This window comes from Arthrobacter sp. NPDC055138, assembly GCF_053607305.1.
Genome location: NZ_JBSGTH010000001.1, coordinates 881,925 through 905,766 on the forward strand (window position 1 = coordinate 881,925; position 23,842 = coordinate 905,766).

The following is a 23,842-nucleotide window of genomic DNA, read 5'->3' on the forward strand; positions in this document are numbered from 1 at the left end:
CAGCGCCAATGTGGTGCATTGCTCCCCATTATGTGTTGGAATTACCACACGAGCCGCACGCGGCTGAAGGGGACGGCCAGACGCAATCGATCAGTCACTGGGGGAGCAGCGCCTGTGCCCATGAGGAGGAGGCACTGCCATGTCCGAACTGACTTCGGATCTGTCCGGCGAGTGGCGGTTTGATCCGGCGCATACACGCATCGGTTTTTCCACCCGCCACGCTATGGTGACCAAAGTCCGGGGAGCGTTCAACGACATAGAGGGCGTCATCCACGCAGACGTGGACAACCCTGCCAATTCCTCGGTCAGGCTCACCATCAAGGTTGCCAGCATCGATACCCGCAGCCCGCAGCGCGACGAGCACCTGCGGACCAACGACTTCTTCGACGCGCCCAACTACCCGGAGATCACGTTCGTCAGCACCCGGATCGACCAGGTGGAGGCCGGAAACTTCATTGTGAACGGCGACCTCACCATCCGCGGCGTCACCAAGCAGGTGGCCGTGCCGATCGACTTCATCGGCGTGGAACGGGACCCGGGCGGCCAGCTGCGTGCAGGGTTCGAGGGTTCCCGGCGCATCGACCGGCAGGAGTTCGGGGTCAAGTGGAACACGGCCCTGGACTCGGGCGGCATGCTGGTTTCGGACCGCGTGATGTTGGAATTCGAGGTCTCAGCCGTCAAGGTAGAGCCCGCCGCCGGGCAGTAAGCCAAGGAATCCTGCTCAGTCCCCGGCAGGGTATACCGAGACCAGCGCCGCGAAGCCGCGCCCGCTGACCTCCGCGGGAACCGCCGAGCCGGCCACGGTGTCGTAGGTGTTCAGCGGTTGGGCCGCGCCGTCCGCCGTCACCTGCGCCTGGCCCTGCAGCAGCACCAGGAACTGCCCGTCGGCAACGGCCAGCGGCTGCTTTTTGGAGAGTTCCACGATCAACAGTCCCGCGCCCCAGATGCCGCGGCGGGCCATCACATTCAGCGCACGGCACGGTCCGGTGGGCAGGCTGCATTCGGCGCTGCTGCCGCCGTCGAACCGGAAGGGCCGGAAGCGCTCCATCTGGTGCTGTGTTCCGTCCACGGTCAGGAAGGCAACGTCGCCGTCCACCACGGTGAAGATCCGGTCCATGCCGGGAAACTCGGAGAAGCTGCCGTCAGCGCCTATGTCCGCCAGGCTCAGCCGCCAGGCTGCCAGCCCGTCAGCGCCAACTGCGCCGGCCGCCACCTCCCGGGTCACCCCGCCGCCGTTCCGCCACCGCTGTTCCTTCAGCGACGCTGCAGGGATGATTTCCATGGGACTCCTTGTCCGGATGCTAAAGCTGCCGGTCCCAGTTCAGCACATATGCATCCTGGTATCCGTCGGGGCCGCTGATGGTCGACGCTGCGTTGCGTTTGAAGCCCAGCGACGTGACGATGCGGATGGAGGCGGTGTTGTCCGGATGGACCAGTGCCAGGACGGGCGGCAGTTCCAGGAATTCATTGATATGAACGACGACGGCGGCCACCGCCTCGCGTCCGTAACCTCGGTGCCACATGGCGGGGTCAAAGCGGAAATAGAGGTTAAGCACCGGCCGGCCGGACAACGACACGTGCTTAACCCCGGCGAAACCGATCGGCTCTTCGCGGCCGGGCAGGCGGACGGCGAAGTAGCCCACTCCGTGGGTCTCCCACTGGGCTTCCCAGTGCTGGAAGAGGCCGTCGGCTTCCTCATTCCATTGCAGGGCGTCCGAAGGGTTGAAGCGCGTGGTGCGCCGGTCGGAGAGGATGCGGAACATGGTGTCGATGTCTCCGGGGGCCGGCTGGTTCAGCAGCAACCGGGCCGTTTCCAGCATCGTTTCCATTGACCGCCCACCTCGGTTCAGAATATTTGAGCACGTCCCGCCTACAGCCTAGGCGTCCGGGGCACTTCCGGGCAGCCCGGGGGAGGGACAGGATGGTAGGTGTCAACGGGTGCCTCAGCCTGTGGATAACTTTACTTTCAAAGTTGAGTTGAATAGACTCAAGTTAGCCAATTTGACCAGCACTGCTGCGGCTGGCCGGATCCATCACGGAGGGAAAGGGAGATGAGCGTTGGACGCTAAATTCACCACCAAAAGCCAAGAAGCGCTGTCGGCTGCCGCCATGAATGCGTCGACAGCGGGCAATCCGCAGATCGAGCCGGCGCACCTGCTCAAGGCCTTGATGGACCAGCGCGACGGAGTGGCCGTCGCCGTGCTGAAGTCCGCCGGGGCGGATCCGGATTCGGTGAGCGTGCAGGCGAGCACCGCGATCAAGGCGCTGCCGTCGTCGTCGGGGTCTTCCGTGGCCCAGGCCCAGTACTCCCGGGGGTTGCTCCAGGCAGTCCAGACGGCGCAGCAGGAGGCGGAGAAGCTGGGGGACTCCTATGTCTCCACCGAACACCTGCTGCTGGGGCTCTCGACCGACAGCGCCGCCGTCGGGAAGATCCTGCGCGACGCCGGAGCTTCCCATGAGGCGCTGCTCGCCGCCCTGCCGGGCGTGCGCGGGGACCGCAAGGTCAACAGTGCGGATCCCGAGAATACGTTCCAGGCGCTGGAGAAATTCGGCACCGACCTGACCGCCATCGCGCGTTCCGGCAAGCTGGATCCGGTGATCGGCCGGGACGCGGAAATCCGCCGCGTGGTCCAGGTGCTCTCGCGCCGGACCAAGAACAACCCGGTGCTGATTGGCGAGCCCGGCGTGGGCAAGACCGCCGTGGTGGAGGGGCTGGCGCAGCGGATGGTGGCCGGCGACGTGCCCGAATCGCTGCGCGGCAAGACGCTGATGTCGCTGGACCTTGCCGCCATGGTGGCCGGCGCCAAGTACCGCGGCGAGTTCGAGGAGCGGCTGAAGGCCGTGCTGGAGGAAATCAAGAACTCCGACGGGCAGATCGTCACTTTCATCGACGAGATCCACACCGTGGTCGGTGCGGGGGCGTCCGAGGGATCGATGGACGCCGGCAACATGCTCAAGCCGATGCTTGCCCGCGGTGAGCTGAGGCTGATCGGCGCCACCACGCTGGACGAATACCGCGAGAACATCGAGAAGGATCCGGCGCTGGAGCGCCGCTTCCAGCAGGTCTATGTGGGCGAGCCGAGCGTGGAGGACACCATCGGCATCCTGCGCGGGCTCAAGGAACGCTACGAGGCGCACCACAAGGTCTCGATCGGCGACTCGGCGCTGGTGGCCGCCGCGACGCTATCCAACCGCTACATCTCAGGCCGGCAATTGCCGGACAAGGCCATCGACTTGGTGGACGAGGCCGCCTCGCGGCTGCGGATGGAGATCGATTCGGCGCCGGAGGAAATCGACCAACTGCGCCGCGCGGTCGACCGCCTCACCATGGAAGAGCTGGCGCTGGCCAATGAAACGGATGCGGCCTCGCGGGAGCGGCTGGAAGCACTGCGCGCCGACATGGCGGACAAGAAGGAGCAGCTGGCCGGGCTCAACTCCCGCTGGGAAGCGGAGAAGGCCGGGCTGAACCGGGTGGGCGACCTGAAGGCCAAGCTGGACGAGCTGCGCTCGCAGGCGGACAAGTCCCAGCGCGAGGGCGACCTGGCCGAGGCCTCCCGGATCCTGTACGGCGAGATCCCGACGCTGGAGAAGGAGCTGGCCAACGCGCAGGCCGCCGAAGAGCAGGGCGGCGCCGGCCGCGACCTGATGGTTTCCGAGGAAGTCACCGCGGACGACATCGCCGAGGTCATCTCCGTTTGGACCGGCATCCCGGCCGGGCGCATGCTGCAGGGCGAAAGCCAGAAGCTGCTGCACATGGAGGAGTTCATCGGCTCCCGGCTGATCGGCCAGAGCCGGGCCGTGGCTTCCGTGTCCGACGCCGTCCGGCGCGCCCGGGCCGGGATCAGCGACCCCGACCGGCCCACCGGCTCGTTCCTCTTCCTGGGCCCCACCGGCGTGGGCAAGACGGAGCTGGCCAAGGCGCTGGCCGACTTCCTGTTCGACGACGAACGCGCGATGGTCCGGATCGACATGAGCGAGTATTCGGAGAAGCACTCCGTCTCCCGCCTGGTCGGCGCCCCGCCCGGGTACGTGGGCTACGAAGAGGGCGGCCAGCTCACCGAGGCAGTCCGTCGGCGCCCGTACTCCGTGGTGCTGCTGGACGAGGTGGAGAAGGCCCATCCCGAGGCCTTCGACATCCTGCTGCAGGTGCTCGACGACGGACGCCTCACCGACGGGCAGGGCCGCACCGTGGACTTCCGCAACGTGATCCTGGTGCTGACCTCCAACCTGGGCTCGCAGTTCCTGGTGGACCAGTCGCTGGACCAGGAGAAGAAGCGCGAGGCCGTCCTGGGTGTGGTGCATGCGAGCTTCAAGCCCGAGTTCCTCAACCGGCTGGACGACGTGATCATCTTCGACCCGCTGAGCATCGACGAGCTGTCCCGGATTGTGGACCTGCAGGTGGCTTCGCTGGGGGCCCGGCTGGCGGACCGCCGGCTGGCCCTGGAGGTCACGGACGCGGCCCGGGAATGGCTGGCGCTGACCGGCTTCGATCCGGCCTTCGGCGCCCGGCCGCTGCGCCGGCTGGTGCAGCGCGAGATCGGCGACAAGCTGGCCCGCGGACTGCTGGCCGGCGAGATCAGCGACGGAGACACCGTGCTGGTGGACGCGCCGGAGATCGGCGCGGAGGGCGGGGCCGGCGGCCTCACCGTGCAGGCAAAGGTGGGAGCGACCCGGAACGGCTAAGGCGGGGCCGCTCCCGAAACAGGAAAGTCCGGCGACGCCGCAGCAGCGGTGGTCGCCGGACTTTTCGGTGTCGGCTGCGTTACTGACTGATCAGGGTACCGGTGATCTGTTCGCCTTCTTCGGCGATCTTGAAGCAATCGATCCTGCGGTCCCCCTGGGCCCAGGTTTCCTTGGATGGCATCCCGTAGGAGTCCTTGAGCTCGGGCGCCTCTGCCGCGGTGTCATTGAGGACGACGGCGGTGCAGACCGCCTGAGCCTTGAGGTTCAGTTCGTCGGCACCGGGGAACTCTTCGTCCTCGCCATAGGAGAACGTTCCGACCAGTTGGGCCGTGTGCGGGGTGTCGCAGGTGACCACGGTGGCGTCGCGCATCACGGCTTCGAACTTAGTGAAGCACTGGCCCTGCTTGAAGTCGAACGGCGAGACGTCCTCGGCGATCACTCCGTCGGCGTCCGCCGTCTCCGCCTCGCTCTGCGACGACGAGGGACTGGCCGCCCCGCCGGCCGGCGAGCTGCCGGTCAGGCTGGAAACGATGACGGCGATGATCACGATGGCTACAACGACCACCGCGCCGATGATGACCAGCGGCTTCCAGTCGATGTTCCGCCCCGAGCCGGCGGCGGAGTCCTCGGTGGCGGCGTCGTCGCCCGCACTGTCCGGGGGCGTGGCTCCGGCGGGAGTTGAATACCATTTCTTTTCCGGTGCGGAACCGTCGGCGCTGGCCGGCGCGGAATCCCAATCCGACGGCGGGAGCGCGGATGACGCCTCAGTGCCTTCCAACTGGCTTTCCACCTGGTCCTGATCGCCGGCCGCCGCTCCGGCCGGCGCGGTGCCGCTGACCTTGATGTCCTCGTCTTCGCGAGCGCCACCGACCAACCGGCCGGCTGCCTCGGCTTCCTCCTCCACCGCCTGTGCTTCGGCGGCAGCGATCGCCAGGTCCGTCTCGGCCGCGGTTTCCTCGCTGATCCGCGCCTCGTGCAGGGTCGGTTCGGCCAGTTCGACGTCGTCGGCACTGACATGGAGATTGGGTTCAGGCACGTCGAGGTTCGCCGCGTCGAGGCTCTCCGGGCCTTCCTGCGGAGGCCTCCCGCGGTCGTCAGGCCGCTTGTCCTGTTCGCTCATGGGGAAACTTGCCTTCCGTGCGTTGTGTCCTCCGGGAGAAAGGAGAACTGGTCCACGACGACTTTAGCCAACAATCCCGTTGTGCGGCACGATTTTGTCGATTCCGGACGCGGGGGAGTCGCTTCGCGACGGCGGCCGCCCTGCCACGAGCAGCGTGGAAAACCATGTACCCTAGAGGTACGACAGAATTGATCAATTATTCCGGAGCCTCGTGCGCCTTAGCGTGCGACCACCTCCGGATCGACGTACAAAGGGGGTCACGCCATGGGGCGCGGCCGTCAGAAGGCAAAAGCAACAAGGCAGGCCCGGGACATGAAGTATTTCAGCCCGGCCACTGACCTCACTGCTCTCCAGCGCGAACTCGGCGCTGCGAAACGCCACACCTCCGACGCATTCTCCGATATTCCGCCTGAGCCGGATTATTCGGGTTATGAGGATAAGTACGCGGATCAGTACGACGACGACGAGGACGAAGGCAGCCGCAACGTCGGTTAGCCGACCTCGGTCGCTACGTCCCGGTTGGGATTCTTTACTCCCCGCTTCACAACTTCTGGACCATGATGGGGTCAGTTGTTGGCTGCGGCGACCCGCCGGCAGGCTCCACCGTGATCCCCACGTGGGTGGCACCCGAGATGCCGTCGAGCAGATGCATGCTTGTCTGTCCGGGTGCTCCCGCGGACATCAGGCCTGCCGGAGCTGCGCCATCGTCGGAGATCAGCCATAGTTCGTAGGTCCGGTCCTCGTCCAGCTCCGGCAATCCCTGCGCTATCACTGCAGCCTTGTCGGCTTGGGCAGACACGGCGATGGTGACCACGGCGCCGTCGGGCAATTGGCCCGGGATCACCTTCGAATCCGGTGCCGTCAGCACAGACATCACCTCCGCCTGCTGGCGCGCCTGAGCCTGCAGTTGCTGCGCGGTCCGGTCCTGGTCCTGGGCGAGCCCCAACGCCCAGCCGCCGAGGGCAGCGGTGGCGACCACCAGGATGCCGGCGGCGGCGCTGAGCCAGCGAACCGCCCTCCTGTTGCCCGCACTGCTCTGCTTCCCGGCAGTGCCCTGGCGTTCCTCGGCGGAGATGCGGCGGGACGCGGAATTGGCCCGGGACGGGCCCAGATCCACCACCACCGCGTCCGCCGGCAGCTGCCGCGTATTGCGGATGGCGGCCATGACCGAGTCCTTGAGCTCCGGTGGCGGCGCAACGGCCGGGGTTCCATAAGCCAGCAGGGCCGCGGTCTCACTGAGTCCGCGGACTTCCTCCCGGCTGTCCTCGTTGGCCAGCGCATGCCGCTCCATGTCGGTGCGTTCGTCGGGATTCAAGGCGTTGAGGGCGTACGCGCCGGTCAACAGATGCAGCTGCTCGTCCATCACGCCACTCCCAACTTGTCCCGTAGCCGGATCATGCCATCGCGGATCCGTGTTTTAACCGTTCCCACCGGAACGTGAAGCAATGTAGCGACCTCCCGGTGGGTGTGGCCGCCATAGTAGGCCAGCGTGATGGCCTCGCGCTGGCTGTCCGTCAACGAGTGGAGCGCCGTGGTAACGCGCTCGGCTTCCAGCCGCAGTTCCACCGTATCGGCCACGTCGTCGTAGCTTGCCTGGTATTCCTTGGCTCCCTGGCGGAGGTCGCGGTTGACGCTGGCTTGGCTGGCGCGCACCCGGTCCACTGCCCGTCGGTGGGCTATCACCAGGATCCAAGACAAGGCCTTGCCTCGGTCGGCATCGTAGCGCCCGGCATTCTGCCAAATTTCCACGAAAATCTCCTGCGTGACTTCCTCGCTCTGGGCCGGATCGCGGACCACCCTGCGGACGAGTCCGAAGATTGTCGGTGCCACCGCGTCGTAGAGCTCTTCGAAAGCCGACTCATCGCCCAGCGCCACACGGCGGATGAGTTCCTCCTGCGTTGCCGGGGCGGCCGGGCCCACGGACCGCAGCCATGGCAATCGCATGGAATCAAGGTTCTCATGTCCGTCGGACACCGCACACCTCCTGGCTCCTGCTGACGTTTCGGCGAAGGGGGGAAAATCGTGGGGAAGCATTTTCCGGCAGGCACGACGGCGGCCGGTGAGCCGCCGTCGTCGTCCTGCTGTTATCGGGAGGTGGCTCCCGAAGGAGGCCGGTTACTTGGCCGGCGGCATCAGCACCGAGTCGGTCATGTAGACCGTGGCGTTGGCGGTTTGGACTCCACCGCAGACCACCATCGCGTCATTGACCATCAGCTTGTCGCCGCTGCCGGTGACCTCCACCGAATCGCCCTGGACGGTGGTGTGTTCGCCCATGACCTCGTCCGGAGTCATTGTGCCTTCCACCACGTGGTACGTCAGGATGTTGGTGAGCGCATCCGCATCGGTCTTGAGCTTCTCCAGCGTGTCCGCGGGGATCTCCTCAAAGGCCGCATCAACCGGTGCGAAGACTGTGAATTTTCCGCTGTTCAGCGTGTCCACCAAGTCGACATCCGGGTTCAGCTTCCCGGAAACTGCGGCAGTGAGCTGGGTGAGGATCGGGTTGTTGGATGCGGCAACGGCCACCGGGTCGGCCGCCATACCCTGGACCGATCCGGCGCCGTCCGGCACGGAGGCAGCATAGTCGGCACAGCCGGCACCAACCAGGTTGGCCATCGGGTCACCCATGGCGTCGCCGGTATCCTCCGGCGCCATCGACTCGGTAGCCATGGAATCGGTGCCGCTGGTTTCTTCGTTTGCGGCGCCGGGGGCCGGCGACTCATTGGAACCACCGCAGGCGGCCAGTCCCATGGTTGCCACCGCTACAAGTCCCAGTGCTGCAAACGTCCTGTTAGTACTCTTCAACATCGCATTCTCCTTACGGGGTTGGCGGCTGCTGCCGCCCTGTTCCCGGCGGTGGAACCCTCCGGGCTGTCATCAGGTATTCGGAGGCCCGGGTCCGGCGGATTGGATCACTGACGAAAAAACTTCCGGCAGCAGGTCAGGGCTCAACCGTGACGGAGATCGAATGCCATCCGGAGGCGCCGTTGGGGATGGGATCGGCCCGTTCATCGGTCTGCCGCCCGTCTTCCGCGTCGTAGGCGCGCACGCGCAGATAGTGCGGTCCCGGCTCTGCCTGCCAACTAAAGGACCACTGCCGCCACGTGTCCACGCTCGCTTCGGCGGCCAGAACCGCCTGCTGCCAGGGGCCGTCATCCACCTGGACCTCCACTTTTTCAATGCCGCGGCGCTGGGCCCAGGCGGAGCCCCCCACCGAGACTTTGCCGGCGGGCACGCGGGCAAACGGGCGCGGCGACTCGATCCGCGATGCAGTCTTGATCGGCGCCCGCTCCGACCAGCCCCGCTCGGTCCAGTAGGCGGTTTGGTCCTGGAACCTCGTCACCTCCAGGTCCACTACCCACTTGGTGGCGGACACGAAGCCGTACAGGCCGGGAACCACCATCCGCACGGGGAAACCGTGCTCGAGCGGAAGCGGCTCTTCGTTCATCCCGACGGCCAACAGGGCGTCTCGTCCGTCCCGTAATACCTCCAGCGGGGTGGAGGCGCTGAAGCCGTCGGCGCTCGTGGAGAGCACCATGTCCGCGCCGGGGAGCGGGTTGGCCCGTGCCAGGATCCGGGCCAGCGGATAGCCCAGCCACTTCGCGGTGCCTGCCAGTTCGCCGCCCACGGCATTGGAGACGCAGGTCAACGTCACGTATGACTCCACGAGGTCGGACGCGAGCAGTTCGTCGAAGCTGAGGCTGTATTCGTTGTCCACCATCCCGTGGACACGCAGTTGCCAGGTCCCAGGATCCACCTGTGGCACGGCAAGCGCGGTATCGATCCGGTAGAAGTCCGGATTCGGAGTGACAAAGGGAACCACGCCCTCCACCGGGGCCTGTACCCCGGCCGGCAGCGCCGCCGCGGCGACCGCCGGTACCGGCAGACGCAGCGCACGGCGGACCTCCCGCAGGCTGCCGCGCACGCCTGCCAGGGCCGCCCCGCCGGCTGCCATGACGGCGGCGCCGGCGGTGAGCACAGCGGCCATGGCGAAGAACGAGCGGCGCGAAGGGGCCGTCGCCGCAACCGTGGAGTGCTCCGGCTTGCCCCGGGATGGCGGAATCAAGTGCACCAGCAGTCGCAGGCAGGCCAGCCCGGCGAGGGTACCGGCCGCGGTCGGAACCAGATCCAGTACACCGGTTCCCGCCCGGGTGATGACGGCTGCGGCAGTCACCATTCCCAGCAGTACGACGGCGCCGGCCCCCAGCCGCCAGCGCCGATAGGCCAGCAGCCCGGCCAGCCCGGCCAGCAGCGCCATGACCACGCCCATGGCAACGAACAAGACCATTTTGTCCGCCGTGCCGAAGGTGTCGACGGCGAAGGTCTTGAGCCAGGCCGGGGTGAAATCAATGAAGGCGGCGCCCAAGGCCACCAACGGAGCGGCCGTCGGGGTGAACCAGACCCCCAGCAACTGGGCGACACCCAACAGGACGCCGGCGGAGACCAGGCCCGCGAGCACGGCAGCGGCGGGAGCGGACGGGAATCTATGTTCTGTCTTCACGCACAGTATTCGGAGCCGTCCGCCGGATGTATTGGTTGACGGTCACGCCCCGCCGCCGGCCAACTCCCATACTTCGATGACCCGTCGGTACTTTGCACCCCCGTCCGGCCGCATGTCAACCAGCGCCGCCTGCTCCACTCGGACAACTTCGCCTGGCTGCAGCCGTCCTTCTGACTGGTGGCTGATGTGCGGGCGGAAGTTCTGCCGGGCGTGGTGCGGGCTGAGCAGGTGGACGTCGGTACCGAGGGCGTCGAGCAGACGGTCGTGCAGCAGTTGCAGTTGCGGATGCGGTTCCACCAGCGAGACCGGCACGGAATGGTTTCTGCCGAAGAAGTCGTCCGCTCCGGTGTGTACGTCAAACTCCGGCAGGCCGGCGAATTCGCCGCCGATCCGCTCGGCTAAACCGTCGGGTGGTTCCTTGCTGTCGAAGCGCGCCAGCGTGATGTGCAGCGGCCAGTCGCTCCGCGGGAACATATGTCCGGCCCGCACCGGCCTGACGAACACCACGACAACGTAGGCACCCATACGCCCAGTGTCCCACCGGGTGTGGAGGGCGGACCCGTCCGGCAAGCAAAACCGCCCCTGCACCGGAATGCGGTGCAGGGGCGGTCCAGCGTCGGAACGTCAGCGTCCGGGACGGGTCAGGCGTAGGAATTGACCAGGTGGACGGCGCCGCCGTCGACGCCCTTGGCGCCCTGGACAAAGTCGACGCCGCCCAGAGATGCGTCGATGGGAGCAACCTGTCCCATCACCCAAGCGGGCATGCCGCGCTCGTTGAGTCGCTGCAGGGCGGCATCCGCCCCGGCGGCGTCCACGATGGCGACCATGCCGACGCCGAGGTTGAGCGTGCGCTCCAGATCGGCCTGCGGCACGTTGCCCAGTTCGGCGATGAGCTTGAAGATGGCCGGCAGCTCCCAGGTGGAGCGGTCCACGGTGGCCATCATTCCCTTGGGCAGCACGCGTGCGAGGTTGGCGGCCAGGCCGCCGCCGGTGACGTGGCTGAAGCCGTGGACTCCGGCCGCTTCGAAACGGGCCAGGTCCAGGCAGTCTGCAGCGTAGACGCGGGTGGGCTCCAGCAGTTCCTCGCCCAGTGTCCGGCCGAATTCGGTCACCTGCCGGTCCAGCGCCCAGCCGGCGTGGTTGATCACTCGCCGGACCAGGGAATACCCGTTGGAGTGGATGCCCGAGGACGCCATGCCGATCACGACGTCGCCGTCCTTGACCCGGTCCGGGCCGAGCAGTGCGTCGGCCTCCACCAGTCCGGTGGCGGCACCGGCAACGTCGTATTCGTGCTCGCCCAGCAAGCCGGGATGTTCGGCCGTTTCGCCGCCCACCAGCGCGGTGCCGGCCACCTCGCAGGCGGCCGCGATGCCGCGCACGATGTCCGCGATGCGCTCGGGGACCACCTTGCCGCAGGCGATGTAGTCGGTCATGAACAGCGGTTCCGCGCCCACCACCACAATGTCGTCGACCACCATGCCGACCAGGTCGAAGCCGATGGTGTCGTGGATGTCCATGGCCTGGGCGATGGCCACCTTGGTGCCCACGCCGTCGGTGGAGGTGGCGAGCAGCGGCTTGCGGTACTTCAGCAGCGCCGAGACATCGTACAGTCCGGCGAAACCGCCGACCCCGCCGATCACGTTGGAGTTGTGAGTGGCCTTGATGGCACCCTTCATCAGCTCGACCGCCCGGTCGCCGGCTTCGACGTCGACGCCGGCGCTGGCATAGGTGATCTGGCCCTGTTCGGGGGAGGTCATACTCGCTCTTTCTTGTCTTCTGCGGTCAGGAGGTTCTCCAGGTCCGAGTCCGGGCCTGGGTCGCAGGAGCCGTGCTCCGGTTCGTCGCCGCGCTCAAGCAGATTCTTGCCCAAACGGTCCGCGGACGGCAGCTCGATCGGATATTCGCCGGTGAAGCAGGCGGTGCACAGCCGCTCGCGCGGCTGCTCGGTGGCTTCGATCATGCCCTCTTCGGAGATGTAGCCGAGGCTGTCGGCTCCGAGCGATGCCCGGACGTCTTCGACGCCGATTCCGTTGGCGATCAGTTCGGCCCGGCTGGCGAAGTCAATGCCGTAGAAGCACGGCCACTTGATGGGCGGCGAGGAGATCCGCACGTGCACCTCGGCCGCGCCGGCCTCGCGCAGCATCCGGACCAGGGCCCGCTGGGTGTTGCCACGGACGATCGAATCGTCGATCACCACCAGCCGCTTGCCCTGCACGACGGACTTGAGCGGGTTCAGCTTCAGCCGGATGCCCAGCTGCCGGATGGTCTGGCTGGGCTGGATGAAGGTCCGGCCCACGTAGGCATTCTTGACCAGCCCCTGGCCGTAGGGAATGCCGGAGGCTTCGGCGTAGCCGATGGCCGCCGGTGTTCCGGACTCCGGCGTGGGGATCACCAGATCGGCTTCGACAGGATGTTCCTTCGCCAGCTTGCGGCCCATCTCCACCCGGGCGGCGTGGATGCTGCGGCCGTTGATGGATGTGTCCGGGCGGGCCAAGTAGACGTACTCGAAGACGCAGCCGGCAGCCTTTTTCTCGGCGAAACGCTGGGAGCGCAGCCCGTTTTCGTCGATCGCGATAAATTCGCCCGGCTCAACTTCCCGAACGTAGGAAGCGCCGACGATGTCCAGTGCCGCGGTCTCCGAGGCCACCACCCAGCCGCGCTCCAGCCGGCCGAGTACCAGCGGGCGGACTCCGGCTGGGTCGCGGGCAGCGTACAGGGTGCCTTCATCCATGAAGGTAAAGCAGAACGCCCCGCGCAACTTGGGCAGCAGTTCCATCGTGCGCTCTTCGAGCGTCTGGCCTTCCTGGCCGGCCATCAGCGCGGTGACCAGTGCGGTGTCGGTGGTGTTGCCCTGGGCCATTTCGCCGCGGTCGGGCTTGCCGAATTTCTCCAGCACCTTCTCGTACAGCTCCGCGGAGTTGGTCAGGTTGCCGTTGTGCGCCAGCGCCACCGTGCCGGTGGCCGTAGCGCCCAGGGTGGGCTGTGCATTCGCCCAGGTGGAGCCGCCGGTGGTGGAATAGCGGCAATGGCCGACGGCGATGTGCCCGGTCAGCGTGTTAAGCGTGGTTTCGTCGAAGACCTGGGACACCAGGCCCATGTCCTTATAGACGTTGATGCGTTTGCCGTCGCTGGTTGCAATGCCGGCGGACTCCTGTCCGCGGTGCTGCAAAGCGTACAGGCCGTAGTAGGTCATTTTTGCTACTTCTTCACCGGGGGCCCAGACGCCAAATACGCCACAGGCGTCCTGGGGTCCCTTTTCGCCGGGGAGAAGATCATGGGAGAGTTTTCCGTCACCGCGTGCCACCCGCTTATTCTCTCATGTGCCCGGCGGGCAGCATCACCGAGGTGATGGGAATTACGGCCGCTGGCCGGCAGGTTACGCCCGGCGTTCGCCTTCGGCTTCGCCGTCTGGTTCGACGCCGGCAGCGGTGCCGCCGTCCCGCTGTGCGGGCTCGCCGGGCACTTCATGGCGGTCCGCGGGGGCGGCGGGCTGGCCGAGACCCGGAGCGGCCGAGTGGCCGTCGTCCGACACGGGGCCTGCGGAGGCGTCCTGCCCCGGCTCGGCAACGGCCGTCGCCGGCTTGGCGCGCTTGACGCTGACCCGGTCGATGACCAGGAACAGCAGCGATCCGATCAGCACGCCGGCCAGCGCGAACAGCACGGCCAGGAAGGCGAAAATGGTGCCGCGGGTGAAGTCGGGGTTCTCCGGGCCAGTGTAGGCGGAGATGGCGGCGGCAATGACGCCCAGCAGCGCCCAGATGAGGACGAAGGGCACGAATTTCGGTGCCCGGCGGACGGTGACGTCCCGGCTTTCCGGCTCAGCCTGCCGGTGGTCGCGGGCCGGTTCTTGCTCAGAGGTCATACGTTCCAGCCTACCGGGCGAAGAGCGGCAGCCTATCCGCCAGCCCGGCCCGCAGGCCGGAGGCGGCGACCTTGCCCTCGGCGACGGCGCTGTCCCACCCCAGCGCACCCGTCACCAGGGCCAGCCATGTGACGGGGTCCGTTTCCACCACGTTGGGGGGGGTGCCGCGGGTATGCCGCGGACCTTCGATGCACTGGGCGACGCCGAACGGCGGCACCCGTACTTCCACGCTGTTGCCGGGAGCGCGCTCGGAAAGTTCCTCCAGCGCGTACCGCACCGCCGTAGCGGTGGTCTTCCGGTCGGTTGCGCCCGCCCGCCACGCAGCCAAGGCGGCGTTGCCCTCTTCCGCCGCGATCCGGCGTCGTACTCCCATTGCTGGTGCCCCGGCTCAGTCCAGCAGGGCGACCATGGGCGGTGCCAGCCGGAGCCGGCCAACAGGCTGGCCGCCGCCGAGCACCGGCTTGACCACGTCCTCCAGCACCGGGCCGACCTTGTCCACGTCGATGGCGTCGCAGGCGGCCAGCAAGGTCAGCGCGATCAGCGAGCCGGCACGGGAGCTGCCGTCAAGGATCTTCACCGCTACCGAGACCCCCGACTCCGTGCCCATCACGATCACGCCTTCGGCGCCGGACTTGGCGATGATCTCCAGTTCCTGCATCACCACGGTGTTCTCCTGGCCGTACCCGTGGACCGCCCACGGGTAGTCCAGCATGGCGGTGGCGATGGTGGCCGCGCGGGCATCGGCGTTCTTGTCCGCCGGGGCCTTGGCCAGCTTGCCGATGCCCCGGGCGAGGCCGGTCAGGGACAGCGCAGGCGCGGGGGCGCCGCAGCCGTCGACGGCGATGTGTTCGATCTTCTCTTCGGCGTATTCCTCAAGGACTTCCATCACGCGGCGCTGGAGCGGGTGGTTCGGCTCCAGGTAGTTGCGGGTGTTCCAGCCGTTCTCCACGCAGGCCCACAGGAAGGCGGCGTGCTTGCCGGAGCAGTTGAAGGCCAGCCGCTGCTGGCCCCGGTCGGTGCGGACCAGCCAGCCGCGCGCCTGTTCGTCCTGCGGCCAGGCCGGCGGGCAGCGCAGATCGGCGTCGGTCAGGCCGGCGGCCTTGAGCATGCCCTCCACCACGTCCATGTGCTCCAGTGATCCCACGTGGCTGGCACAGGCCAGGGCCACCTGGTCCCCGCGCAGCGGAACGCCGGACTGCATCGCAGCCAGGGCCTGGAAGGGCTTGAGCGTGGAGCGCGGGAAGATCGGGGCGGTGATGTCGCCGAGTTCGGTCACCACGGTGCCGTCCGCGGCCATCACGACGGCGGAGCCCAGATGGCGGGATTCGATGAAACCGTTGCGTTCAACGACGGCCAGTTCCACGGCATCCGCGGCTTTGAATGTCTCGGGCATGGACTTAGTTTAGGTCCGGCGCAACAACTTCGAGGCTCCGCCCCGCGCCAAGTAGGGTAGTTCTTTGTGAAGGTACTTGTGATCGGCCCCGGTGGCCGCGAGCACGCAATAATCCGTTCCCTATTGGCCGATCCGTTTGTGACCGAGGTCCATGCGGCCCCGGGCAACGCCGGCATCGCGCAGATCGTGCCCACCCACAAGGTGGACGCCAGCGATCCGGCCGCCGTCACCGCGCTGGCGCAACGGCTGGAATCCGACCTGGTGGTGGTGGGCCCGGAGGCGCCGCTGGCCGCAGGCGTGGCGGACCCGTTGCGTGCGGCCGGGATCCCGGTGTTCGGCCCCAGCAAGGAAGCCGCCCGGTTGGAGGGTTCCAAGGCCTTTGCCAAGCAGGTGATGGCCGCGGCGAATGTGCCCACCGCCATGGCGCATGTTGCCACCAATGCAGAGGAAGCAGCCGAGGCACTGGATGCGTTCGGCGCTCCGTACGTGGTCAAGGACGACGGACTGGCTGCCGGCAAGGGTGTGGTGGTGACCGGGGACCGCGATGCTGCGCTCGCCCATGCCCAGGCCTGCTTCGACGCCGGCGGCTCCGTGGTGATCGAGGAATTCCTGGACGGCCCGGAAGTCTCCCTGTTTGTGATTTCCGACGGTGAACGCGCCATCCCGCTGGTCCCCGCGCAGGACTTCAAACGGATTTTCGACGGCGACGAAGGCCCGAACACCGGCGGCATGGGTGCCTACACGCCCCTGCCTTGGCTGCCGGCCGGATTCGTCGACGAAGTGATGGACCGGGTTGCCCTGCCTACGATCCGCGAGATGGCCAACCGCGGTACCCCGTTCGTCGGCGTGCTGTTCTGTGGCCTGGCCGTGACCCGGCGCGGAGTACGCGTCATCGAGTTCAACGCCCGTTTCGGCGATCCGGAAACCCAGGCCGTGCTGGCCCGGCTGCGGACCCCGCTGGGCGGACTGCTGCTGGCCGCGGCCAAGGGTGAGCTGGACGACGCCGAACAGTTGGTGTGGTCCAAGCGGTCCGCGGTGGCCGTGGTGCTGGCCTCGGAGAATTACCCGGACACGCCCCGCACCGGCGACCGGATTCGCGGCCTGAAGAAGGCCAACGCCCTGGACGACGTGCATGTGATCCACGCCGGAACGGCGCTGGACGAGAACGGCAAGGTGACCAGCGCCGGCGGGCGGGTACTCGCCGTCGTCGCCCTGGGCGAAGACCTGGTGGAAGCCCGCGAACGGGCCTACGAAGGCATCGGTACTATCGGCCTTGAGGGCTCGCAGTTCCGCAGCGACATTGCTTTATTGGCAGCCCAGGGCGAAGTGACCGTGCCCGAGCCGGCCAAGCACGCGCTGCCCCAGGCCGAAGCACAGAGAGACTAAGGAACACCATGGCATTCGCCCCCGACGTGTTGGAACTGCCCGGCTGGAAGCATGTCTACTCCGGCAAGGTCCGCGACCTGTATGTGCCGGCCGCGGCCCAGCCGGTGCAGACCTCCAGCGAGGACATCGCCGCCGAAGGCCTGCTGGACCAGCGCAACGACACAGTCCTGGTGGTGGCGAGCGACCGGATCAGCGCCTTCGACCATGTGCTTTCCAGCGAGATCCCGGACAAGGGCCGCATCCTCACGCAGTTGAGCCTCTGGTGGTTCGAACAACTCGCCGCGGGAGACAGCCCGATAGCCAACCATGTGGTGTCCACGGATGTGCCCGAAGCCGTCGCCGGCCGGGCGATGGTCTGCAAGAAGCTGGACATGTTCCCGGTGGAATGCATCGCCCGCGGTTATCTGACCGGATCCGGGCTGGAGGAGTACCAACAGTCCCAGACGGTCTGCGAGCTTCCGCTGCCCGCGGGCCTGGTGGACGGCTCGCGGCTGGAGCCGGCCATCTTCACCCCGTCGGCCAAGGCCGAGGTCGGCGAGCACGACGAGAACATCACCTACGACGCCGTGGTCCAGACTGTGGGGGCGGAGACTGCCGGCCGGCTGCGCGAGCTGACCCTGGCGATCTATACCCGCGCCGAGGAGATTGCCCGCGGACGCGGCATCATCCTGGCTGACACCAAGGTGGAGTTCGGCATTGATCCGACGACGGGGGACATCACCTTGGGCGACGAGGTGCTGACCCCTGACTCCTCGCGGTTCTGGGATGCGGACACGTACGAACCGGGCAAGGCGCAGCCATCCTTCGACAAGCAGTTCGTGCGGGACTGGCTGACCTCGCCGGCCTCGGGATGGGACCGGAAGTCGGACACCCCGCCGCCGGCGCTGCCGGAGGAGATCGTGCAGAAAACCAGGGCCCGCTACGTGGAAGCCTACGAGCGGCTCACCGGCCGGACGTTCGCCTGACCGGCAGGACCTCTCGGCCGGTTTCGGGCGGGCGGCCCGCTCGGCCGGTTTCCGGCGGGCGGCCCGCTGCCCGCTCGGCCTCCGTGAGGCGGGCCGCGGCTTCGGCGACCGCCGTTGGATAAGCGGTGGCACCGCCGTCGTTATCCGGACCCAGGGAACGCAGCGCATCGGCGCGTTTCATGGCGCGGAGCATGGCCGCTGTCTCCGGCCGCAAGACGTCGGACATATCCGGGTAGTCGATGGCCAGGGCCGGATCCAATTCGTACGCCAGCCAGCGGGTGCGGGCCGCATCGTGGCGGGCGGCCGCTTCATGCCAGTCGCGCGTGTCCTGATAGCGGACGGCCGCGGAGGCCCGGCGGGCAATCCGCCAGACGGCGGGTGCGGCGCAGCCGGCGGCGAGCAGCAGCCAGAGCGGCACGGCTGCCGGGAAAAGCGCAGCGGCGGCGAGCACCACGGTCAGCGCGCAGCAGAGCCCGGAAAAGCAGTACCAGAACGCCGTATCGGCATCAGGGGAGCGGCGCAGGCCGCGTTCCACCGCGAAAGAGGTCAGGAAAACCACAGCCGCCAGCACCACGGTGGCTACTGCCAGCTGCGCGAACTGTGCGAGGAACATCTGCACCCCTGCGGGACGGAGTTACCTCTATTGCAGTACGGACGCGGGCTTCAGTCAATGGTCATCAGCCGGTGCGTGCCGGATCAGCTCTTGACCCGGCCGACGACGTCGTCCAACTGCCGGTGAACCACTGCCTGCGGCAACATGCTGATCACCGAGCGTTGGAGTTTTTGCTTCCAGGGCTTCTGCTCCCGGGCCATGCTTGCCATTTTGCGGGAGCCCTTCACCACCTTGGCCGCGTGGGGTGCCCGCGCCTGTTCGTAGCTGCGCAGGGCCGTGGTGATGTTCCAATCGGCGGCCAGCGCATCGGCCAGCGCGACTGCGTCTTCGAGGGCCTGGCCCGCACCCTGGCCGAGGAACGGCAGCATGGGGTGCGCGGCATCGCCGACCAGCGTGGCATGGCTGCCGGACCAAGCCAGGACCGGCTTCCGGTCGAAGAGCTCGTGGGCCATGATGTCCTGGCTCTTGGTGGCGAGGATGACCCCGCGGATGGCCGGGTGCCAACGCTCGAAGCGCTGCAGTGCCAGGGTGCGCCAGAGGACGTCGCCGTCCTGCGCCAACGCCGCATTCGGCATGGTGGCATACCAGTAGACCAGGCCGCCGGGCAGCGGGACCATGCCGAAGACCTCTCCGTTGCCCCACGACTCGCCCCACGGAAGCCAGTCCGGATCCAGGTCGCCGATGGGGCAGACGGCGCGCATCGCGGTGATGCCGGAGGGACGCGGGGCGCCGTCGCCCACCAGATCGTGCCGGACCAGCGAGCGCAGGCCGTCGGCGCCGATCACCAGGTCGGCGTGCATGCTGCCACCGTTGTTCAGCATGACGGTCCCGCCGTGCGGATCGCGGCGGAACTTCACTGCCTGCAGGCCCAGATGGACAGTATTGACGTATAAGGAGTCGTTCAGCAGCGTGGTGAGGTCCGAGCGGTGGATCGCCCGCAGGGGATGGCCGTAGCGGTGGCGCATGTCATCGCTGCTGAAGCTGGCGAGCACATTGCCGAACTGGTCGTGGGAGCTGCCGCCGACCGGCAGCGACGCGTCCTGGAAGGCGCCGAGCAAACCGAGGCGCTCCAAGGCCCGCGTCCCGTTGGCCCAGATGGTTATTCCGGTACCTATCGGCTGCAGCGTTCCGGAGCGTTCGACCACATGGACTTTCCAGCCGGTTCGCTGCAAGGCCCGCGCAGTGGCGAGTCCGGCGATTCCGGCCCCCACGATGAGCGCCGAGCGCTGCTGAGAAGCCATGGGTCCATACTTCCCGCTTTAGGGGCGGGTTCACAACTTCCCGGCGGTACAAATCGGGCCGGGAGGCGGAAAAGCAAGAACTCCCGCCGCTCCGAAGAGCAGCGGGAGTTCTTATCTGGTCGGGGTGACAGGATTTGAACCTGCGACCTCGTCGTCCCGAACGACGCGCGCTACCAAGCTGCGCCACACCCCGATACCGGTGCCCCGCCGTCGTTATGATGACCGCGAAAGCAACTGTTCAAGGATAGCGGAGACAGGTCCGAAACGAGAAATCGGCGTCAGGCTGCCCGTCCGGATCAGATCAGCGAATCCTTCCACGCGGCGTGCAGCTGCGCGAAGCGCCCGCTGCCGGCGATCAGCTCCGCGGGGGACCCGTCCTCCACCACCTGGCCGTCATGGATCACCAGCACGCGGTCGGCGATCTCCACCGTGGACAGCCGGTGCGCGATGATCAGCGCGGTGCGGTTGCCGAGCAACGTCTGCAAGCCTTCCTGGACCTGGCGCTCGCTCGGGACGTCCAGCGAGGCGGTGGCTTCATCCAGGATCAGCACGGCAGGGTCCGCCAGGAAAGCGCGGGCGAAGGAGACCAGCTGCCGCTGGCCGGCGGAGACGCGGCCGCCGCGCTTGTTCACGTCGGTGTCGTAGCCCTCCGGCAGGGACAGGATGAACTCGTGGGCGCCGACGGCGCGGGCGGCAGCTTCGATCTGCTCGCGGCTGGCCTGCGGGTTGCCCAGGGCAATGTTCTCCGCGACGCTGCCGCTGAACAGGAACGCCTCCTGCGTGACCATGACGACGGCGCGGCGCAGGTCCTCGTTGGACAGTTGCCGCAGCTCTACGCCATCCAGTGTGAGCGAGCCAGAGGTCAGGTCGTAGAAGCGGGCGATCAGTTTGGCGACCGTGGACTTGCCGGCTCCGGTCTGCCCAACGACGGCGATGGTCTGGCCGGCGGGGATGTCCAGGTTCAGCTTCGGCAGCACCACCCGGCCGTCGCCGTAACCGAAGGTTGCGTTGCGGAACCGGATGGCGCCGCGGGCATTCTTGAGCGGGATCGGCGTCGCCGGCGGAACCACTGTGGGTTCCTCCTCCAGCAACCCGGAGACCTTTTCCAGCGCCGACGAGGCGGCTTGGAACGAGCTGTAGAACATGGCGATCTGTTCGGTGGGGCGGAAGACCTGTTTGGTGGCCAGCAGCACCGCCACCAGCGTGCCAATGGCCAGGTCACCGTCCAGCACGCGGAAGCCGCCGATGAGCAGCACCGCGGCCACGGTCAGGTTGCCGATCCCGTTCAATGCCGGCTGGAGCACGCCGAAGTACTTGATGTTACGCAGCGTGGCACGGCGGTAGTCGTCGGCCAGCTCGTCGAACCGGGCGGCGTTGTCCCGCTCGCGGCGGAAGGCCTTGACCGCCCGGATGCCGGTCATGGTCTCCACGAAGTGCACGATCAGCCGGGCCGAGACCACCCGGGACGCGCGGTTGGCCAGCTCCGACCCCTTTTGGTACCACCGGGTGACGAAGGCGATGGGAATGGCGGCGACCAGGATGATCACGCCGCTCTTCCAATCCAGGCCGACGATGCTGATGGCGGTGAAAACCATGAACATCACCCCGGAGGTCAGCTGGGTGACGCCGTTGTCCAGCAGTTCCCGCAGCGCTTCCAGATCAGAGGTCTGCCGGGAGATGATCCGGCCGGACGTGTAGGTTTCGTGGAACTCCAGACTGAGCCGCTGGGTGTGCCGGAAAACCCGCACGCGCAGGGCCAGCAGCATGGCCTGGCTGAGCCGGGCGGTGACATAGGTGTAGGCAGCCAGCAGTGTGCCGCCGGCGATCGCGATGGCCGCGTAAGCGGCGGCCACCAGCACCAGCGGGCCAGCGTCGCCGCCGGTCAAGGCCGGCAGGGCATTGTTGATGCCGAAGGCCACCAACACCGGGCCGGCCGCGCGGGCGGCATTGCTGACCAGCACCAGCACCACGGACAGCGCGAACAGCCGCCGGTGCGGGGCGACCAGCTCGCCCAGCAGGTGCAGCGACCGCCGGCGGACGGCTTTGCGGTCGGCCTTGTCCAGGTTGATGTTGTCTTCGCCCGCGACCCCGGTCATGGAACTCATCGGGATTCCTTCGCGTCCAGGACGTCTTCGACGGAGGGCTCGGCCGCCAGCGAGGCGATCACGTAGCGGTAGTGTTCGTTGGTCCGCAGCAGCTCGGAGTGGGTGCCGACGGCGGCGATGCGCCCGGCCTGCAGTAAAGCCACCCGGTCCGCCAGTGCCACGGTCGAGGGCCGGTGGGCCACAATCAGGGTCGTCGTACCCTGCAGCTCCTGGCGCAGCCGGTGCGTCACCGCTTCTTCGGTCCGCACGTCCAAGGCCGAGAGCGGGTCATCCAGCACCAGTACGGCCGGGCGGGCCGCAATGGCCCGGGCGAGCGCGATCCGCTGCCGCTGCCCGCCGGAAAGGCTCAGTCCTTCCTCACCGATCTTCGTGTCCACCCCGTGCGGCAGATCGTAGGCGAACTGGGCCTGTGCCACCTCAAGCGCACGGGCCAGCAGCTCGTCCGGATTTTCGCCGCCTGGCCGGGCGCCCAGCAGCACATTCTCCCGAACGGAGGTGGAGAACAGCGTGGAGTCTTCGAAGGCCACCGATACGTGGCCGCGCAGCTCGGTGAGTGGTAAGCGGCGGATGTCCGTACCGTCCAGAAGCACGGTGCCGGCGGAAACGTCATAGAGGCGGGGGACAAGTTGCAGCAGCGTGCTCTTGCCCGAGCCGGTCACGCCCACCAGCGCCATAGTTTCGCCGGCGCGCACGTGCAGGTCCACGCCGTCGAGGACCGGTGCCGTGCCCGGCCCGGCATCCGGATAGCGAAAGACCACGCCGGCCAGGCGCAGGTCCCCGCGGACGGAGCCCGCCGGCTGCGGTTCTTCCGGATCCGTGATGGTGTTTTCGGTGTCCAACACATCGAAGTGCCGGTCCAGAGCCGTCTTGGCCGTCAGCGTCATGCCCATCAGAGACCCGATCGCTTCCACCGGCCCGGCCACCACCGCGGCGGTGGCGAAGAAGGCGACCAGCTCGCCCACGGTCATGTGCCCGCCGGCAACTTGGATGATGCCGATGACCAGGGCGGCGCCCAGCACCAGGTCCGGCAGCGAAACGACGGTGGCCAGGAACTTGGACAGCGTGCGGGCCTTGGCCAGCTCGGTCTGGCGCAGTTCTTCCGCCTGCCCGTGGAAGTTGTCCAGTGCGTACGGGCCCCGGCCGAAGGCCTTGAGCACGCGGATGCCGTGCACCGATTCCTCCACCGTGGTGGCCAGGTCCCCGGCCTGGTCCTGGCTGAGCCGGGAGGAGGCGCCGAACGCCGTGCGGAAGCGGAACCCCTGCCAGACCAGCGGCACGGCAGCGACCAGGAAGACCAGTCCCAGCAGTTGGTTCAGCGCGAACATGAGCACTAGGCCCACGACCACCGTCACGAAGGAGACCACCAGCATCAGCGATCCGAACGCCAGCCAGCGGCGGATCAGGCCCAGGTCGGCCATCGTCCGGGAAAGCAGCTGGCCCGACCCCCACCGGTCGTGGAAGGCGGCCGGCAAGTGCTGCACATGCTTGTAGAAGCGGGTGCGCATGCCCATCTCCACATCCGTGGCCGGCGCGATCGCGAATACGCGCCGCAGGTACACCAGGCCCGCTTCGGCCAGGCCAAGCACGGCAATGACGACGGCGGGACCCCAGACTTCGGAGGGGGCGCCTCCGGTGTGGATGGTGTCGACGAGCCCGCGGAGCACCTGCGGAATGGCCAAGGCCACGAGGCTGGCACCGAGGGCGCTGAAGAATCCCATGATCAGCCTGGGCAGGATGGGCCGTACATAGTCCTTGAGCCTGGCAATGGTCCGCCAGAGGGAAAGCTCGGTCATTTCATCGATTCATCGCGTGGGTTCGTCACTGGTGCCTTGTGCACCGCAGCAACTATCCTAACGAGCCGAGTGAGGTGCCGGTCACCCTCGGGGCCCTGGGCTTCGCCTGCTGCCGTTGGCAGCGCTTGACCTCACGCCCATGGGTTGTCTCAGGCCCAGGACGAAGTAGCATCCTACGACCAC

General features: G+C 67.4%; 22 protein-coding genes and 1 tRNA gene. 5 read left to right on the top strand and 18 right to left on the bottom strand.

All coding sequences use genetic code 11. From position 1 onward, the window contains the following. Positions 1-139 precede the first annotated feature (139 nt). Positions 140-706, top strand: a complete 567-nt coding sequence (locus tag ACWF5H_RS04255) for a YceI family protein (RefSeq protein ID WP_452035052.1) — start codon at positions 140-142, stop codon at positions 704-706. A gap of 15 nt (positions 707-721) precedes the next feature. On the opposite strand, the gene ACWF5H_RS04260 is transcribed toward ACWF5H_RS04255, so the two are convergent. Further along, on the bottom strand, positions 722-1,282 hold the full coding sequence (locus ACWF5H_RS04260) for a HutD/Ves family protein (protein ID WP_452035053.1): 561 nt from the start codon (positions 1,280-1,282) through the stop codon (positions 722-724). Between the two features lie 19 nt (positions 1,283-1,301). Next, entirely contained in the window at positions 1,302-1,829 is a 528-nt protein-coding gene (locus ACWF5H_RS04265) for a GNAT family N-acetyltransferase (protein ID WP_452035055.1), read from the bottom strand. A gap of 229 nt (positions 1,830-2,058) precedes the next feature. Here ACWF5H_RS04265 and clpB point away from each other — a divergent pair, with 229 nt between their 5' ends. Then, positions 2,059-4,683: an ATP-dependent chaperone ClpB gene (gene clpB, locus ACWF5H_RS04270; RefSeq protein ID WP_452035056.1), complete on the top strand. Its 2,625-nt coding sequence runs from the start codon at positions 2,059-2,061 to the stop codon at positions 4,681-4,683. 79 nt (positions 4,684-4,762) lie between these two features. Here the strand turns inward: clpB and ACWF5H_RS04275 are convergent, their stop codons facing one another. Continuing rightward, entirely contained in the window at positions 4,763-5,803 is a 1,041-nt protein-coding gene (locus ACWF5H_RS04275; protein ID WP_452035057.1) for a septum formation family protein, read from the bottom strand. A 264-nt stretch (positions 5,804-6,067) separates the two neighbouring features. On the opposite strand from ACWF5H_RS04275, the gene ACWF5H_RS04280 reads away from it, so the two are divergent. Further along, positions 6,068-6,298: a DUF3073 domain-containing protein gene (locus ACWF5H_RS04280; protein WP_364643662.1), complete on the top strand. Its 231-nt coding sequence runs from the start codon at positions 6,068-6,070 to the stop codon at positions 6,296-6,298. A 46-nt stretch (positions 6,299-6,344) separates the two neighbouring features. On the opposite strand, the gene ACWF5H_RS04285 is transcribed toward ACWF5H_RS04280, so the two are convergent. The 10 genes from ACWF5H_RS04285 to ACWF5H_RS04330 all read right to left on the bottom strand — a co-directional run bounded on the left by ACWF5H_RS04285 (position 6,345) and on the right by ACWF5H_RS04330 (position 15,556). Further along, on the bottom strand, positions 6,345-7,166 hold the full coding sequence (locus ACWF5H_RS04285) for an anti-sigma factor (protein ID WP_452035058.1): 822 nt from the start codon (positions 7,164-7,166) through the stop codon (positions 6,345-6,347). Continuing rightward, a complete protein-coding gene (gene sigK, locus ACWF5H_RS04290; RefSeq protein WP_452035354.1) occupies positions 7,166-7,747 on the bottom strand; it encodes an ECF RNA polymerase sigma factor SigK in 582 nt (193 codons plus the stop codon). The genes ACWF5H_RS04285 and sigK overlap by 1 nt, the downstream gene beginning before the upstream one ends. Before the next feature lie 171 nt (positions 7,748-7,918). After that, positions 7,919-8,608 carry a fasciclin domain-containing protein gene (locus tag ACWF5H_RS04295; RefSeq protein WP_452035059.1) on the bottom strand — a complete coding sequence of 230 codons (690 nt, stop codon included), beginning with the start codon at positions 8,606-8,608 and terminating at the stop codon, positions 7,919-7,921. Positions 8,609-8,741: 133 nt separating this feature from the next. Beyond that, positions 8,742-10,301: a molybdopterin-dependent oxidoreductase gene (locus tag ACWF5H_RS04300; protein ID WP_452035060.1), complete on the bottom strand. Its 1,560-nt coding sequence runs from the start codon at positions 10,299-10,301 to the stop codon at positions 8,742-8,744. Positions 10,302-10,343: 42 nt separating this feature from the next. Continuing rightward, a complete protein-coding gene (locus ACWF5H_RS04305; RefSeq protein ID WP_452035061.1) occupies positions 10,344-10,826 on the bottom strand; it encodes a 2'-5' RNA ligase family protein in 483 nt (160 codons plus the stop codon). 116 nt (positions 10,827-10,942) lie between these two features. Further along, entirely contained in the window at positions 10,943-12,058 is a 1,116-nt protein-coding gene (gene purM / locus ACWF5H_RS04310) for a phosphoribosylformylglycinamidine cyclo-ligase (RefSeq protein ID WP_452035062.1), read from the bottom strand. Further along, a complete protein-coding gene (gene purF, locus ACWF5H_RS04315; RefSeq protein ID WP_364643670.1) occupies positions 12,055-13,605 on the bottom strand; it encodes an amidophosphoribosyltransferase in 1,551 nt (516 codons plus the stop codon). Before purF ends, purM begins: the two co-directional genes overlap by 4 nt. Before the next feature lie 72 nt (positions 13,606-13,677). Next, complete coding sequence (locus ACWF5H_RS04320; RefSeq protein ID WP_452035064.1) at positions 13,678-14,163, bottom strand: hypothetical protein; 486 nt, start codon at positions 14,161-14,163, stop codon at positions 13,678-13,680. 10 nt (positions 14,164-14,173) lie between these two features. Continuing rightward, positions 14,174-14,536: a sterol carrier family protein gene (locus tag ACWF5H_RS04325; RefSeq protein WP_364643676.1), complete on the bottom strand. Its 363-nt coding sequence runs from the start codon at positions 14,534-14,536 to the stop codon at positions 14,174-14,176. 15 nt (positions 14,537-14,551) lie between these two features. Continuing rightward, complete coding sequence (locus tag ACWF5H_RS04330; RefSeq protein ID WP_452035067.1) at positions 14,552-15,556, bottom strand: asparaginase; 1,005 nt, start codon at positions 15,554-15,556, stop codon at positions 14,552-14,554. A gap of 66 nt (positions 15,557-15,622) precedes the next feature. Here ACWF5H_RS04330 and purD point away from each other — a divergent pair, with 66 nt between their 5' ends. Beyond that, positions 15,623-16,942 carry a phosphoribosylamine--glycine ligase gene (purD, locus tag ACWF5H_RS04335; RefSeq protein ID WP_452035069.1) on the top strand — a complete coding sequence of 440 codons (1,320 nt, stop codon included), beginning with the start codon at positions 15,623-15,625 and terminating at the stop codon, positions 16,940-16,942. An 8-nt stretch (positions 16,943-16,950) separates the two neighbouring features. Beyond that, positions 16,951-17,907 (top strand): phosphoribosylaminoimidazolesuccinocarboxamide synthase, encoded by a 957-nt coding sequence (locus tag ACWF5H_RS04340; protein WP_452035070.1) that lies wholly within the window; start codon positions 16,951-16,953, stop codon positions 17,905-17,907. On the opposite strand, the gene ACWF5H_RS04345 is transcribed toward ACWF5H_RS04340, so the two are convergent. The 5 genes from ACWF5H_RS04345 to ACWF5H_RS04365 form a co-directional block, all read right to left on the bottom strand. Further along, positions 17,885-18,520, bottom strand: coding sequence for a hypothetical protein (locus ACWF5H_RS04345; protein WP_452035072.1), 636 nt, complete (start codon positions 18,518-18,520; stop codon positions 17,885-17,887). The two genes, ACWF5H_RS04340 and ACWF5H_RS04345, sit on opposite strands and share 23 nt — an antisense overlap. An 83-nt stretch (positions 18,521-18,603) precedes the next feature. Beyond that, positions 18,604-19,761 (bottom strand): FAD-dependent oxidoreductase, encoded by a 1,158-nt coding sequence (locus tag ACWF5H_RS04350; protein ID WP_364643689.1) that lies wholly within the window; start codon positions 19,759-19,761, stop codon positions 18,604-18,606. A gap of 116 nt (positions 19,762-19,877) precedes the next feature. After that, a tRNA-Pro gene (locus ACWF5H_RS04355) sits at positions 19,878-19,954 on the bottom strand. Between the two features lie 103 nt (positions 19,955-20,057). After that, positions 20,058-21,866, bottom strand: coding sequence for an ABC transporter ATP-binding protein (locus ACWF5H_RS04360; RefSeq protein WP_452035074.1), 1,809 nt, complete (start codon positions 21,864-21,866; stop codon positions 20,058-20,060). After that, positions 21,863-23,659, bottom strand: a complete 1,797-nt coding sequence (locus ACWF5H_RS04365; RefSeq protein WP_452035076.1) for an ABC transporter ATP-binding protein — start codon at positions 23,657-23,659, stop codon at positions 21,863-21,865. Before ACWF5H_RS04365 ends, ACWF5H_RS04360 begins: the two co-directional genes overlap by 4 nt. Positions 23,660-23,842: the final 183 nt, after the last annotated feature.